Below are 15,639 nucleotides of genomic sequence, written 5' to 3'. Positions count from 1 at the left end.
CCTCTCATTCTCCTCTAACAATTTTCTCTACTTGTGTTTTGGCAATATCACTATTTTTCTGATAAATTTCAGCCCTATCTAGTGCTACATCATGCCGTGAGTAACTAGGTGAAACAGAAGCCATTAGTTCTGCTGCTTCTTCCCATATCTTAGCGATCGCCATCCATTCTTCTTTAGACTTAGCTATCTTACCATATGCAACAGCTTTTTGAGCCAGTCGTACTGCTTGAGTAAAAGCTACTTTTGACTTCAACTCAGTATCTTCTGAAGATTTTTTATCATTAAGAAATGAAGGCTGGGAAGCTATATTTTCTGAAGTTGTTATTTGATCTATCCAAGAATTGTTGAGCCATCTATTAACTTGAATACCTAAAGTTAGCATTATCAGACTCAGAAGAAAAATGCCTATTATATCAGGTTGGAATTGATCTAGCCTTTGCATTCTCTTCAGAAGAATACCTTTAGACATAGGTATTTTAGTCCGTTTAAGCTTATTAATATAAAAATTATTTGCTATTTGCTTGAAAATATTTGGTTTAGTCAAAATAATTTTTTGAGACCAAAGTAATTTATTATCTGGATTTTTAGTAATATCTTCTAGCCAAAGTAGTTGTGGATATTTAAATATTCTACTATTAATTTCTATTTGCTGAATATTACGAGGTGAAATTTCTTCAAGGGTTTGTTTAACCTCTTTTAAAATACTAGACTTTTCTAAATGTTGAGGCTCTGGTGCTTCACATAAAACTTGCAAAACACCATCAGAAAATATAGCTCTAATTCTTACACCTAACTTAGCTAAATTTTCATTCATAACTTGAATAATTGCTGCTATGTTACCCTGGCGTGCTTGCATAAATGTATCATTAATTTGATTTGTCATTGATATTAATAGTTATTGCAAGGGAATAGAGAATATAAAATAGGAAATAGGCAAAGACATAATTATTGATACAGCCTTTCCTTTGTTATTAAGTATACCCATGGGGGCAATATATCTGCACTACATAATTTTCACCATTTACCATATACATAATTAGCCCGAAATCTGCTGTAACTTATTTTTAACCATAACTTTAGGAAGATAAATACACATATCATGACACCTGTAGATCAACTTCAATCTCTAGCCTTATTCCAGCTTAAAAATTTAGTTGTCCCACAGATTTTTTAATATATTTTACAAATAGTCTTTAACAAATATTATGCTAGAATATAAAATTAAAAATTGAAAATTGTAACAATATTAGAGGGAAAACAAAAAATTAACTATGACCAAATCCCTAACTGGTAAAATTTTTGTCTTAGATGACAATATAGATACTGACCAAATTATACCTGCTGAGTATCTAACATTGGTTCCTTCAAAGCCAGATGAATATGATAAACTAGGAACTTATGCTTTGTGTGGTTTGCCTGATCGCTATGGTAGATTTATGGAGCCAGAAGCAATGAAAACAAAGTATCCCATTATCGTAGCTGGAGAAAATTTTGGTTGTGGCTCTTCAAGGGAACATGCACCTATTGCATTGGGCGCTTCTGGTGTCCAAGCAGTAGTTGCTCAATCTTATGCTCGTATATTCTTCCGTAATTGTTCCGCCACTGGAGAATTATATCCTTGGGAGTCTAGCGATCGCCTGTGTGAGTTATTTAAAACTGGTCAAAAAGTTACTATTGATTTTGAAAAAAATCAAATAGTTAATCATACTCTTGATCAAACTTATCAGTTAAAGTCTTTGGGAGAAGTAAGACCTGTAATTGATGCTGGAGGTCTTTTTGCTTATGCTCGTCAAACAGGTATGATTTCCCAAAAAGAAGTTTGAATATTTCTTTTCAGTTGGAAGGCAATTTATCTCCCCTTTTCAGAGATATGAGCATTTTCCCCTGGACAAAGTTATTTATTAGTGAAAATTTCTATAAAGATTTTACCCAGAGAAAACATAACATATTGAAAATTATGGCCTGCCATTTGTCCCTGTTCATAAGCTTCAAAATATTGTGTCGTCATATAAATTTCAGTAAATATAGCAATCCTATTTGAAAAGTGAAATAGATGGAGGACTATAAAGACACTTATGCTGAAGAGAAAAACCAAAAGTAATAGCAGTTGGAGCCATTTAAAAAAACTAGTAATTTTTCACAAATGATTTCGCATTATTATCGTGGTTAGATAAATATTGAAATTTTTTTGATAAATGGTATAACTTAGTAGCAATAACCATATATTTTTGATACTAAACTCAAAATTATATTACTAAACAAGCAATCTTCAATATTTATACTACAAAGTTTGTTTAAACAGACAATAACATCAAATATATTCAATTATAACTGGTAGAATGATTTTATCAACCGAAAGATCAAACTCTGATAAATTGTAAATATTTATATAGTCTATATATATTTATATCTCAAGTATAAATTCCATAAAAATATAAACTCTCAGTTACTTCCTAGTCTGAAGAAAGTAAAAAAAAGGTAAAAAAAGCAACAATAAATAAGTTGTTGCATTTTCCATAAATAAATTTAATTTTGTTTGTGTAAATGTTGCTCTAGACCATGAGTCATCATCTCAACAATTCCTTGTTGTTTTTGCTGATTAAGTTCAGTATTAGCCTCAGCTTCTATACGCTTTACTACATCCTTTGAAATATTAAGCAACTGCTTTAACTTTTGATAAGCAACTTCTTCCTCTTCATTGATATTTGCTTCTTCAGGAGTACGAGCACTACAAGCGATTACCTCATAACCTAATTTCAGCACAAGTTCCCGTTCTTGTTGACTTTCTAATTTGGGGATTGACTCCTCCAATGGTATATTTTGCATGAGATAATCCCGTAATTCCTCTTGAAGTTGTTGTTGGGAATCTCCTGTAGCAAATAAACTACTAAAACGATTCAACATTAGCTCAACTTCCTCTTGCGCCAGTTGTCCATCTGACCATGCCATATAAGCAACAATCCGCAACAAATCCATCTGGCGTGGAGTAATAGATGGGGGTGGAGGTGGTTGTACTGTCATAAATTTTTCCTTAGTTATTGACTATTCTATAGCTGAACTTTTAACTTATCATTTAGTGTAATTTCTACTTTCTTCCTCCTTTCGTTCCTAAAATTATTATCCTTTTTTATTTTCTTCTTTTCTCTTTATATCTTTTCTCTTTTCTCTTTTTTCTTTCCTCTTTCGAGTTCCGTTTAAGTGAACTATTTCAGTTTCTTGCTTCTGCATACCAAAAAATAATTAATTTATCAAGCCACTTACTTAGGAAGGGAAAAAAATTAGTCTTTCATCCATTTAAAAATTCAAGCGATCGCCTCTAAAAACAACAATACGATAAGTATTTCTTACCTCAAAATTTAATTAAGCAATAACTTGCTTTTGAATTATTCTTTATTTTATATTATCACATAAATGAACCAAAGAGCTGAAAATATTGAATCCTCCTTAGCCAGAGCGGGCAAAATTTCAACTAATTTATCATCAACCTCTGACAAAAATTCCAATTTTCAAACCTTTAAGCATCAACCCATAACAAAAACTTAAAAATATAGCGATCGCCTCTGAAACAGCTATTCCCTAAGCATTCTATGAAGCACCCATATAAAGTACAGAACCAAATATTTATAACAAATAAATAGTTATTATTTAAGTATACCACAAAATAGTCAATTTATCAAACCACTCATTTAGGAAGGGAGAAAATTCAAGCGATCGCCTCTCAAAACAACAATACGATAAGTAAAATACGATAATCTTATGATAATCTAAAGAACACCAAAGAGCTGAAAATATTGAAACCTCCTTAGCCAGAGAGGGTAAAATTTCACCTTATTTGTCATTAACCTCTGATAAAAATTCCAATCTTCAAGCCTTCAAGTATCAAACCATAACAAAAACTTAGAAATATGGCTAGCCCCTCTGAAATAACCATTCACCAAACATTCTTGGAAGCACTCTCAGAAAACTTATGAGGTAAGGATAACAAATAACTGACCAAAGCCCTACTAAAAATAATGAACTAATTATAAATTATCCAAAAAAACTATGGCTTAATCATCTAGTATCTACCCATAATTAGGATTTGCTGAAACAGTCTTTTTAAGGAATAGGGAAGCGGGGCAGTAGGAGAGTAATTTTTTTTTGCCTTTGCGTACTCAAAATGCTAGATTTTTAGACCGAAAAAAGTGCCTAGTTTTCGGTCTAAAAATGCTAAAGTTTTATCTTTCAATACTTTGATAGTCAATCAGCAAACCCTAAATATTCTAACCTTAACTCATAGATTAAATAGGTGAATGCAATTATCAGCCCTGCTCAGGTATACCTAAAAAGTTAAAAGCTTTGCTTTGCCTGACTTAAGTCTTACAGCTTCAGTTTAAGACACTCTGAGTTAGCTTTTTACCCAATGAAATGACACCTAAAACACCCGCACTCAAAAGACCTAAAACTAAACCTGGTTCGGGTATCTGTTGATTCTTAATCTCTTCAACTTTGATATCAATAAATGCCTTCGCGAAAGAAGTTCCAGTTAGACCACCATCACGTAGTTGGTTCAAGTCCCATCCTGTGCCACCACTATCAAGAGCTAAATCTATATAGTCTAATTTAGTAGTTCCAAAATCACTGGTAATAAAGTTAGTTAGTGGTTGTGGAAGTTGAGTAGTTGTATATCCACCACTACCGTTGGCAATATAGGCATTTCCTTCAGAGTTAACTCCAAGAGAATTATTCACAAAGTTGGCATTGACTATAGCATTCAAGAGAATATCATCTTTATTGTCTTGAGGGTTTCGCTTTAATCTGGCCAGGATATTGTTGAAGTTGAGGCTAGAGTTACCATTATCCCGATCTTCGTCTGTCACCAGGATGAAGTTAACAGCAGCACCTTCGCGGAAGGTGTAGTTATTCAAAGCAAAGTCAATTGCAGAATAACCATCTTCAAAACCACCTTTTAATAGTAAGCTATTTGTAGCAGTTGCAAATTCAGCAGAGTTACCAAACTTGGCTCCACCTAAAGGCAAAGATCGTCCTAAGGTTTGATTGGAAGTACCAAATCCAACAAGACCAAAACGGTTGCCCACGATACCTTGATTTTGCAGAGCAGTATCTAACTGTGGAATAACCGTGCCAAGCCATGTTTGCTCGTAGTTCATAGAACCATATTCATCAACTATGACGACCACATCAGAACTTTTTAAGCTAGCCGCAGTTGCAGAGGTAGCTCCTACAGTCACCAAAGTTAGGAAAAGAGTGCTAGCTTGTAAGTATTTGTCCTTAATGTTCACTAGTTCTATCCTTTTGATATATACTCGTTTGCCTTTGATAGATTGTAATTATCATAGGTGAGTATAATATAGGTAAATCAAAAAGTTATCAGTTGTCGACAATAAAAACATAAAGCTTTTATCAAGCCTAAAACCAGTCATAGCAATAAATTCAGCATAAAGACTTACAATAGAAAAAAAACATTCAGGGCTTACGCAGTGCCGCTATACACAGTGTCTTTTCAGTAATTATTCCATATATTTATACTATATATCCTACCTTTGGGTAATTGTTTAAGGTAATATTTATCTAGAAAAAGATATATACTTTTACTTATTAATTCTTAATGATTTTTGCCAAACAAGACTATGGACTCATATTCTATACCTAAATTTGTAAAATTAAAAGTAGTGTTAAATTCAATTGCTTGGTAATTATTCATACTGTGTAAATCATCTTGAATTTATCTTTACCAAGAGAAATCTGAGTTATCAATCAAATAGACTCTAATGAACTTCCCAACCACCCAACAAAATTTTTTTCTTGTGTTGCCGTAGGATTTTTCACTGGAACCAATTGGTAACGACTAGGACCGGGGTGAGCCAAAGTTATCTGATGAGTAATAAGCTCATCTTGATGGAAAACAGTTACTTCCAAAATATCTCCTGGTTGATAATCTTTGAGGCGATAGCCCAACTTATCTGCATTTACCCGAAAACCATTTATTGCCAGTAACTGATCTCCTGCATTTATTCCCGCCAACTGTGCTGGCCCGTTATTTTCTACAAACTTAATTATTTCTTTATTATTTTCACTAACAACATTCATACCCCAATCAGGCCATTCATTATCTTCTTTTTTAAGTTGCAGGCCAAAATGCCCGAAGTATTCATCAAAAGGTAACTCATCTAAACCATCAATATATCTCTTAAAGAAGTTGCCCAAATCTAATTCTGCTACCTCTTCAATTACAGCTTTCAATTGTTCTGGAGTAAAACCTATTTCTGACTTACCAAATTTCTCCCACATTTGATACATTACATCATCTAGTGAGCGTTGATTTTCATATTTTTCTCGAATTAACAAATCAAGTAATAAAGATATCATTGCTCCCTTTAAATAATAGGAAATTTGACAGTTGTTACTATTATTATCCCGACGATATAATTTAATCCAAGCATCCCAACTAGACTCACTTACAGGTTGTACTTTTCTTCCTATTGTTGTTAGCAGAAGTGTAATTTCTTTTCCTAATTCTTTCAAGAAAGTTTGAACATCATAAATACCTGCTCTTAGAGGAATTAATAAGTCATAATAACTAGTTGTACCTTCAGAAAACCACAGAGAAGGAGTATAATTTTCTTGGTCATAATCAAACTCTTCTAATGCTTTAGGTCGGATACGTTTAACATTCCACAAGTGGAAAAATTCATGGGCAACTAGCTGCATGAACCGATCACGTTTTTCCTTATTCCTAAAACCAAATCTCGGATAATTTAAGGTACAACTAAACTTATGTTCTAAACCACCAAATCCTTTACTAGAACTATGCAAAATAAATAAATATTCTTCATAAGGCAAACCACCAAAAAACTCTGCTTCTACTGCAATAATTTTTTGTATATCTGGAATTAATTTTTCTGGCTCTGCATTACCTTTTCCCCAAATAGCTAATTGATGTTTTTTTCCTTCTACTTCAAATTGATATAATTGATGGTTACCTATCTCAAAAGGACTATCTACTAAAGTATCAAAATCTTCTGCTTCAAATGTATTTTCTGTATTTGGAGTCTTTGGTAAAGATGTCGTAATTTGCCAATTAGGTAATGGTGAAATAACTTCGAGCCTAATCTTATTTTTTTCACATTCAGGAATATAAAAGAACAAAGCTGCACCGTTAAAATAAGCATGTGTAGAGTCTAAATGATTGGTGCGCACTGTTAATTCATTAGCAAATATCTTGTACTGAACTATTACTTTTGAGACTCCCAATGTTTCTATTTGCCAGTGATTTTTGCTAAGTTTTTGCCAAGGTAAAGGTTGTTTATTTTCACTATAGGCACAGAAATCTTGCAAATGTTTAGCATATTCCCTGATTAAGTAAGAACCTGGTGTCCATACTGGCATTTTTAAATCCAGTTTTTTGGACATTTGTAATAATGAGGAAGATAATTCTTCAACTCTTACAGACAAACTAACCTCAAACAGATGAGATTCTGGATGAGGCATAGATACTTTATATTGAATTGCTGGGCTTGTAATTGTTGGACTGATGGTTAATATTTTAGCTTCAGTCATAGTTATTAATTTTTAAAGTGAATAGAAAGTGGAGAATATGGGCTAGAGGATAGGAAAGAAGCCCAAAATATTTGCCTTGTCATTTATACTATATTAATCACCAAATTTGCTATAGTTTTAATGCAAATTTTTCAAGAAAGATAGCTGATTTTTTTGACTTTTTATTATCAACTTGAGTATTTAAAAAATTATTAATCTAATTTACTGACTGGCTAAATGCATTAAATGTTTAAGATTAAGTAAGTGCATTAACTGATGTTCCGGGTCTCTCTTAATCCAACCCTTATTATGTAGTTTGGCCATAATTTTAGTAGTTTCATCAATTGTAATATCTGTTACATCTCCTAAATCTTGGTCAGGAATATTAAATATTTCACAGGTTTTTTCAGTGGTCTGACCGTAGTTTTCAGCTAATTCTACTAATGTATTAGCAAGTTTGACTGCTGGAGGTCTATTACGTAATTGATAACGAACGTTTGTCTGCCTGAGACGCTTAACCATCAGTTGAAGCATTCGGTGATGTAACTGAGGATCTTTGAAGAGAGTTTGAATAAATCTTTGAGCCGAAATACTAATCAAACGAACCGGAGATAGGGCAACAACATCATTTGAGCGGGGGGATTCATCTAGAATGGCCATTTCACCAAAAAAATCTCCTCTACCTAGAATAGCCAATGTAACTGAGTTATCAGGGGACAATCTGCGTCTGACTTTGACCCATCCCGATACCACAAAGTAAACAGCATTACCCCAAGCATCTTCCATTAGGACTAATCTATTTGAGGGATACTCATGTTTTACTGCAACGGATAAGAGCCATTCCAATGTTTCTGGATTAGCTCCTTTAAATAAAGGAAAAAGCTCACTGAAAGCTTCTGTTTGCATGAAAATTAGCACTCTTTATGGTATCTTCTTTGTGTTCACATATTACCTGACTTAAAGTCAGAGAAACTATTACCGAGACTTAAAACCTAGGTATGCTGGTATTTAATTGGGCATTGCACACAACCCAACAAACTTCCATACCCTTCCGGAAGTAGAGCTTTTGGGTAGGTTTAACCTTCCTTCCACATCTATTTTGTATCTCCATGTTGCTTCACTTTATCAAATGGGCTTTCATATTACTTGTTTAAAGAATCAGAACAAAACTTAAAAATAGGTGAATACCTACCCATTTGTACTAACTTTTATACATCATAACAATGAAAACTGAATAATATTCTCTATTAACAATTCAATATACTTTGAGTTAGTTTATCATTAATTTTTTGGCGGCTCCAGGAGCCAGGATCAAATATTCCTACAAAGATGATTGAAGATTTTTTGATACTACTCTTTTTGTTTTAGGAAGTAACCTAGAACTAAGTTCATTAGTAATCCTACGGATTTTTTCTTTTCTAGGTAATTTCTATTGTTTTTAAGATATTTCCAATTTTGCTTTTATGGGACAAAGTAGAATTCAAAAACCTCAGAGTTTGTGTTTCTGTTTCATAGAACCTGATATTAATCTCCATCGGCTTAGGCCTAGAAGGTTAGTCCACAGAATGAAATTACTATTTTGGAGTATATTTAGTCTTACCTACAATAGCACAAAACTTATATAAATAGCAATATTGATTGATTTTTATCTCAAAGCTCTTCAACAGGGGAGCGAAGCTTTTTGACCAACATTGATATATAAAAAACTGTAACTGCCCAATTGAGAAAGGAAAGAATATTCTAATGAGGAAAAAAATATGGTAAATTTCAACCATGAGTCCCAAAAATAAAGATCAAAAAATTAAGAGGTTAGAGAGAGAAAATCTCGGACTGCGCAACAGGATAGCAGAGCTTGAAATTTTTTTAGGGTGAGATAGCAAAACTTGTTCAAAGCCACCATTAACTGATGGACTCAAAACGTCAAGTACAATATGGACAAAAAGTCTCACAGAAAAATGAAAGCGAGCAGCAGGAGGATACAAAGGTCATTGAAGCTAGATATTAGAACAAGTATTAGGGCCAGAGAACATAGTAGAAGATCTAAGAACAACACTATTGATTAGGAGCGATCACTTTTTAAAGATTAAATACTTAAAGACGATTAATGCCTAAATATTGGCCATTGATTAAAGCATCAATAATAAATCCCCAGCCAGTGATTCAAGCTATTAATTTTTGAGTTAACTTGTTTAAACGTTTAGGAATAAGCATTTTGTAATTTCTCTATGCTGCCAAAATTAATCCGCTTAAAATCTTTCTTGATTTATTGCCATAATCTTTCTATTGAGTTAACTTGTGGGCTGTAAGCGGTTTGAAATAGTAAAACTATCTTCTCAGAAATATTTGATGTTAATGTTTTATTTAAACTACCGTTATCTAGCTGAATTATGTGAACTTCATCAGGAAATTTTTCTGCAAATAATTATCAAAATTTCTCGACATAAATACTGTTAAGATGAGTAAATAAAAACAATCCATTTTATGGCTATACTAAGCCATATAAATATTTATATAAAAACTGCTATTGCTATTTTCCAATTGGTTTTACATCTTTATAGGTTATTTTTAGTCTTGAAATAGTTTTCAATCCAAAACGACTTTTATATTGATACCTATCGATAATTTTTTTTACTATCTTTTCCAAAATATGGATTTTTGTATAAGATTGATTTAATTAATTTTGGGAGTTTTTTTAAAGTTATTTACTGTATCTTTTCCTTGTTTAATATTAACTAGACGTGACACCTTAAGTTTAGATTTTGAATAATAATGAGCTATCTTATATATTATTTTATAACTTGCTTGAATGTCTAAAACACTATTAAGTCATTGATGAATTTCAGTATAGTTATTCAAACCTTTTGGGTCTTTTAATTCTTCCTTTAATTTACGTTTAACTTTTTCAGGAATTAATGATTTTTGAATTTCATTTTACCAGTTATCAGAAAAGCCTCTAGTCTTCCTTGACGATATTGATTTAACTATCCTGATCTTTTCACCCGATGGCGACTTGTTAAGCTAGTCACATTCGCTAAATGTTTTACTCTTTCTCCCTGATGGTTTAATGTAGGTATAAAATTTGTACTCTTTCTATGTATTTACCTGTTTTTTGGTCTATAAGAAGCTTTTTTAGGGTCTCTTCTGGCTCAATAATGTTAATTTTTATATTCTAGACATAGATAAATAAATTGACGCGATCGCTTCTAATTATTTGTAATATTTTTTTAAGAATACTATAACACGATGCTTGCTTTCAAATAAAAAAAAGGTTCTGCTTTTAAGATCTTTGACATCTTTTGCTGTCTAACTAAAAAAAATATAAATTTCCTTTTATATATTGTTGTGTTGTAGCGATCGCTTTTTTTACGTTGAATAAAAAGTCTAGTATATGGATTGAATACCCATTATTCATTATACCATAGTTATTTTGAACATGCTACCGTCGTTGTTCCTTTTTTTTGGAGCTTCACAGAATGAAAAAAAAATGCAAGTAATAATGATTTAGTTGTTATTTTTTTTTTAGCTCTCTGACATCTTTTACTATCCAACATTCGAATGTCTTAAATTTCCTTTTATATATTGTTGTGTTGTGGCGATCGCTTTTTTTACGTTGAATAAAAAGTCTAGTATATGGATTTAATCCTCATTATTTATTATACCATAGTTATTTTGAAGATGCTACCGTCGTTGTTTCTCGTTCCTTTTTTTTTGAGCTTCCCAGAATGAAAAAAAATGCAAGTAATAATGATTTAGTTGTTATTTTTTTTTTAAGCTCTCTGACATCTTTTACTGTCTAACATTCGAATGTCTTAAATTTCCTTTTATATATTGTTGTGTTGTAGCGATCGCTTTTTTTACGTTGAATAAAAAGTCTAGTATATGCATTGAATACCCATTATTTATTATACCATAGTTATTTTGAAGATGCTACCCTCGTTGTTCCTTTTTTTTGGAGCTTCACAGAATGAAAAAAAATGCAAGTAATAATGATTTAGTTGTTATTTTTTTTTTAAGCTCTCTGACATCTTTTACTGTCTAACATTCGAATGTCTTAAATTTCCTTTTATATATTGTTGTGTTGTAGCGATCGCTTTTTTTACATTGAATAAAAAGTCTAGTATAGTGCCACATTTATAACTATACATAAATTATATCATAGTTATTTTGAAGATGCTATGCTCATTTTTCCTTCTTTTTCAGGAAATTCTCCACACTATAATTACGGAAAGCTTTGAAACTCTTATCTAATTTTTGACCTCTTAAAATCATGCGTTGCTTAAACTGCCATACCGACGGTATTCCACTTGAGACAAAAATATGTTATAACTGTGGCGCATACCTACCATCACTAATCCGAGGCCTCCTAACACCAGGTACTCAACTAGGAGACAAGCCCTATCAAATAGACTACCCCTTAGGTCGAGGAGGGTTTGGTGTTACTTATCGAGGACACCATACATTATTAAAACAAATAGTCGCTATTAAAGAATACTATCCCCAAAATTACGCCCTGCGACATCCCACCACTGGAGGTTTCACCATTCCCAGAAACCAACAGGAAATATTTCAACAGGGTTTGCGAAGGTTTCTCCAGGAAGGGAAAATATTAGCCCAACTAAATCATCCTCATGTGGTGCGGGTAATTGATTTATTTGAGGAAAATGAAACAGCTTACCTGGTGATGGAGCTAGTTAGAGGAAAAAGTCTCAGAAAAGAATTAGATTCTCAACCTGAGAAAAAATTTCCCCCTCAAAAAGTCAAAGAAATAATTACTGACCTTGTATCAGCATTATCGGCAGTACATCAACAAGGAATATTTCACCTGGATATAAAACCCGATAATATTTTACTAACTCCAGAAGGACGGTTAGTATTGACTGACTTTGGCTCGGCAAAACAAACTTTTGGTACTTCGATGGGTACTTCCAGCACTGAGAGTTTTGCTGAGAGTTATGCGGCTCCGGAGGTTCTCGCCAGGGGGGAGGTAGGGGTAGAAAGTGATATTTTTGAAGTAGGAATGATGGTTTATGAAATGTTGAGTGGGCAGTTACCTCCCAATGTTCTGGAACGTTCATTATCAAAAGAAAAAAGTTGGGAACCTGAAGGCTTAGAGTCGTCTTGGCAAAAGTTGCTAATGTCGGCTTTAGTTTTGGCAAAGGAAGGTCGCCCTGGAAATATTGAGGAGTGGTGGGAAATGAATTTTCACAAAAAATCAACTGAAAGGACTCAGGAGTCAGGATGGAAAACAAAGGAATTTAAAAACAGAAAGAAAGATATAAGTTCTCCGCCCCGACAAAAATTTGGTTTTGAGGTAATAAAGGTTAATTCCCGGGGTAAAGAAATTGACCGTCGTTCCTACGAAGCAGAATTTTTGGCAGAAAATTTAGATAGTGGGTTGGTCTTGGAAATGGTTTATATTCCTGGGGGAAGTTTTCTCATGGGGTCACCGGAATATGAGGACGAAAGATTCGATAGTGAAAGTCCACAACATCAAGTTAATATTAAGCCTTTCTTGATGAGCAAATATCCTATTACTCAAGATCAGTACCAAGCTATTATGGGAGATAATCCTTCTTACTTTAAAGGAGGAAAACGCCCAGTAGAAAGAGTGAGCTGGCACGACGCTACAAAGTTTTGTGAGAAGCTATCGTCGAAAACTGGGAAAATTTACAGGTTGCCCAGCGAAAGTCAATGGGAATATGCTTGTCGTGCCGGGACAAGTACTCCTTTTTATTTTGGAGAAACTATGACGTCTGAGTTAGTTAACTACGATGGTAACTATCCTTACGGCAATGCTCCATTTGGAGAGTATCGGGAACAAACAACAGATGTGGGAAGTTTTCTTCCTAATGCCTTTGGTTTATATGATATGCACGGCAATGTTTCGGAATGGTGTTTAGATGCTTGGCACCATAATTATTATGGAGCACCTACTAACGGAAGTGCTTGGAAAACTGGAGGTAGTAATCGTAAAAGAGTGCTCCGTGGCGGTTGCTGGGACAGCTATTCTACAAATTGTCGTAGTGCCTGGCGCTTCTATTACAATGCCGATGATCTTTACTACTATAGGGGTTTTCGGGTTGTCTCATCTTCCCCGGTGGTTTCTGCTTTTAATTCTTAGTGTTTTTCTTTTGGATTTTTAATTTTTAATTTTAGGTTTTGAATTTAGGATTTTTTTCCTTTTCCCTTTTCTGTCTTTCCTTTTTTCCTTAAACTTCAGAAAATTTGAGTGGAGTTATCCATACTTATCAAACTTTTAGCAGAAGACCGGCGCAATAATTTGAATTTGAAGACCTCAAAGGTTTCCCATTATCATCACCTACTTATTTATTGAAATTTTTAATTCTAGATTTGGAATTTTGAACTTTGAATTTGGAATTTTAAATTTGGAATTTTTGAATTTGGAATTTGGAATTTTTTTCCTTTTCCCTTTTTCCTTTTCCCTTTTCCCTCTTTCCTTTTTTCCTTAAACTTCAGAAAATTTAAGTGGAGTTATCCATACTTATCAAACTTTTAGCAGAAGACCGGCGCAATAATTTGAATTTGAAGACCTCAAAGGTTTCCCATTATCATCACCTACTTATTTATTGAAATTTTTAATTCTAGATTTAGAATTTTGAACTTTGAATTTGGAATTTTAAATTTGGAATTTTTGAATTTGGAATTTGGAATTTTTTTCCTTTTCCCTTTTTCCTTTTCCCTTTTCCCTCTTTCCTTTTTTCCTTAAACTTCAGAAAATTTGAGTGGAGTTATCCATATTTTTTATGAAATTTTTAGCAGAAGACCGGCACCATAATTTGAATTTGAAGACATCAAAGGTTTCCCATTATCATCACCTACTTATTTCTTGAAATTTTTAATTCTAGATTTGGAATTTTGAACTTTGAATTTGGAATTTTAAATTTTGAACTTAGGATTTTTTTTCCTTTTCCCTTTTCCCTCTTTCCTTTTTTCCTTAAACTTCAGAAAATTTAAGTGGAGTTATCCATACTTATCAAACTTTTAGCAGAAGACCGGCGCAATAATTTGAATTTGAAGACCTCAAAGGTTTCCCATTATCATCACCTACTTATTTCTTGAAATTTTTAATTCTAGATTTGGAATTTTGAACTTTGAATTTGGAATTTTAAATTTGGAATTTTTGAATTTGGAATTTGGATTTTTTTTCCTTTTCCCTTTTCCCTTTTTCCTCTTTCCTTTTTTCCTTAAACTTCAGAAAATTTGAGTGGAGTTATCCATACTTATCAAACTTTTGGCAGAAAACCAACACCATAATTTGAATTTGAAGAACTCAAAGGTTTCCCATTATCATCACCTACTTATTTCTTGAAATTTTTAATTCTAGATTTGGAATTTTGAACTTTGAATTTGGAATTTTAAATTTTGAATCTTGAATTTTTTTCCTTACCTCCTATTCCATCTGATATTGCTAATAATGTTAATGGGCTTTGCTTTGGGTTTGGGGTGAGTTGGCAGATGATGAAGCTGTCTTCGTTTTTCGGTCGTTTGTTAGTTTCGCTACGACTTACATATTCAATGTTTGTTGTTTTCATTTTTGGCTCTTGGGATTAAAATTAGATAATTTTATAGTTTTTGCTTTTTGGTTTTAATATTTTAAATTTTACGGTTTTTCTGCCGTTGTTAAATTGGCAAATTTTTCTGAGTTGCTGAATGAGGTTTCAATGTTTTTGGCGCTTTTTTGAGATTTTGTGATATCCTATACATAGGATATAATTTTCTACGCTTATACTTTAATTCATTTTTATGGCTCTTAATTCTTATTCTGCCGTTGTCTTGGTTTGTTTTTTTCTGATTCTTCTTTGCTCAAAATGACTAATTTTTCTCTGGTGGTTTTGGCGGTTTTGACAAATTATTTTTTGTGTGATAAGAAAACGGAATTTTTTTGATTTTTAGCAGTGGTCTTATGTTGAATAAAAAGTCTAGTGCGTAGGCGATATCACCTAACTAACATGATAATACCAAAATTTTCTTCGGGATGCAACCCTGATTTTTTTGGTCGGCGCCAGTTTTTTGAGCCCCAGAAAATGAGGATAAAAATATACCCTAGTTCAATTAGTCTTGATAAGAGCAAAAGCAACT

The 15,639-nt window shown here is 32.9% G+C and carries 8 protein-coding genes; 2 read left to right on the top strand and 6 right to left on the bottom strand.

Annotated elements, in window-relative coordinates:
- Positions 1-4: 4 nt before the first annotated feature.
- On the bottom strand, positions 5-883 hold the full coding sequence (locus TERY_RS04850) for a hypothetical protein (protein WP_011610800.1): 879 nt from the start codon (positions 881-883) through the stop codon (positions 5-7).
- 388 nt (positions 884-1,271) lie between these two features.
- On the opposite strand from TERY_RS04850, the gene TERY_RS04845 reads away from it, so the two are divergent.
- Positions 1,272-1,823, top strand: a complete 552-nt coding sequence (locus TERY_RS04845; RefSeq protein ID WP_011610799.1) for a 3-isopropylmalate dehydratase small subunit — start codon at positions 1,272-1,274, stop codon at positions 1,821-1,823.
- Between the two features lie 703 nt (positions 1,824-2,526).
- On the opposite strand, the gene TERY_RS04840 is transcribed toward TERY_RS04845, so the two are convergent.
- The 4 genes from TERY_RS04840 to TERY_RS04825 all read right to left on the bottom strand — a co-directional run bounded on the left by TERY_RS04840 (position 2,527) and on the right by TERY_RS04825 (position 8,445).
- Positions 2,527-3,021: a TerB family tellurite resistance protein gene (locus tag TERY_RS04840; RefSeq protein ID WP_011610798.1), complete on the bottom strand. Its 495-nt coding sequence runs from the start codon at positions 3,019-3,021 to the stop codon at positions 2,527-2,529.
- A 1,346-nt stretch (positions 3,022-4,367) separates the two neighbouring features.
- Positions 4,368-5,282 carry a vWA domain-containing protein gene (locus TERY_RS04835; protein WP_011610797.1) on the bottom strand — a complete coding sequence of 305 codons (915 nt, stop codon included), beginning with the start codon at positions 5,280-5,282 and terminating at the stop codon, positions 4,368-4,370.
- A 475-nt stretch (positions 5,283-5,757) separates the two neighbouring features.
- Positions 5,758-7,560: a PDZ domain-containing protein gene (locus tag TERY_RS04830; RefSeq protein ID WP_011610796.1), complete on the bottom strand. Its 1,803-nt coding sequence runs from the start codon at positions 7,558-7,560 to the stop codon at positions 5,758-5,760.
- 201 nt (positions 7,561-7,761) lie between these two features.
- A complete protein-coding gene (locus tag TERY_RS04825) occupies positions 7,762-8,445 on the bottom strand; it encodes a cyclic nucleotide-binding domain-containing protein (RefSeq protein WP_011610795.1) in 684 nt (227 codons plus the stop codon).
- 3,361 nt (positions 8,446-11,806) lie between these two features.
- Between TERY_RS04825 and TERY_RS04820 the strand changes: the two genes are divergently transcribed.
- On the top strand, positions 11,807-13,660 hold the full coding sequence (locus TERY_RS04820) for an SUMF1/EgtB/PvdO family nonheme iron enzyme (RefSeq protein WP_011610794.1): 1,854 nt from the start codon (positions 11,807-11,809) through the stop codon (positions 13,658-13,660).
- A 1,255-nt stretch (positions 13,661-14,915) separates the two neighbouring features.
- Here the strand turns inward: TERY_RS04820 and TERY_RS32340 are convergent.
- Entirely contained in the window at positions 14,916-15,092 is a 177-nt protein-coding gene (locus TERY_RS32340; protein ID WP_155994311.1) for a hypothetical protein, read from the bottom strand.
- Positions 15,093-15,639 lie beyond the last annotated feature (547 nt).

This window comes from Trichodesmium erythraeum IMS101 (genome assembly GCF_000014265.1).
Lineage (GTDB): Bacteria > Cyanobacteriota > Cyanobacteriia > Cyanobacteriales > Microcoleaceae > Trichodesmium > Trichodesmium erythraeum.
This window is presented reverse-complemented; position numbering and strand designations above follow the sequence as displayed.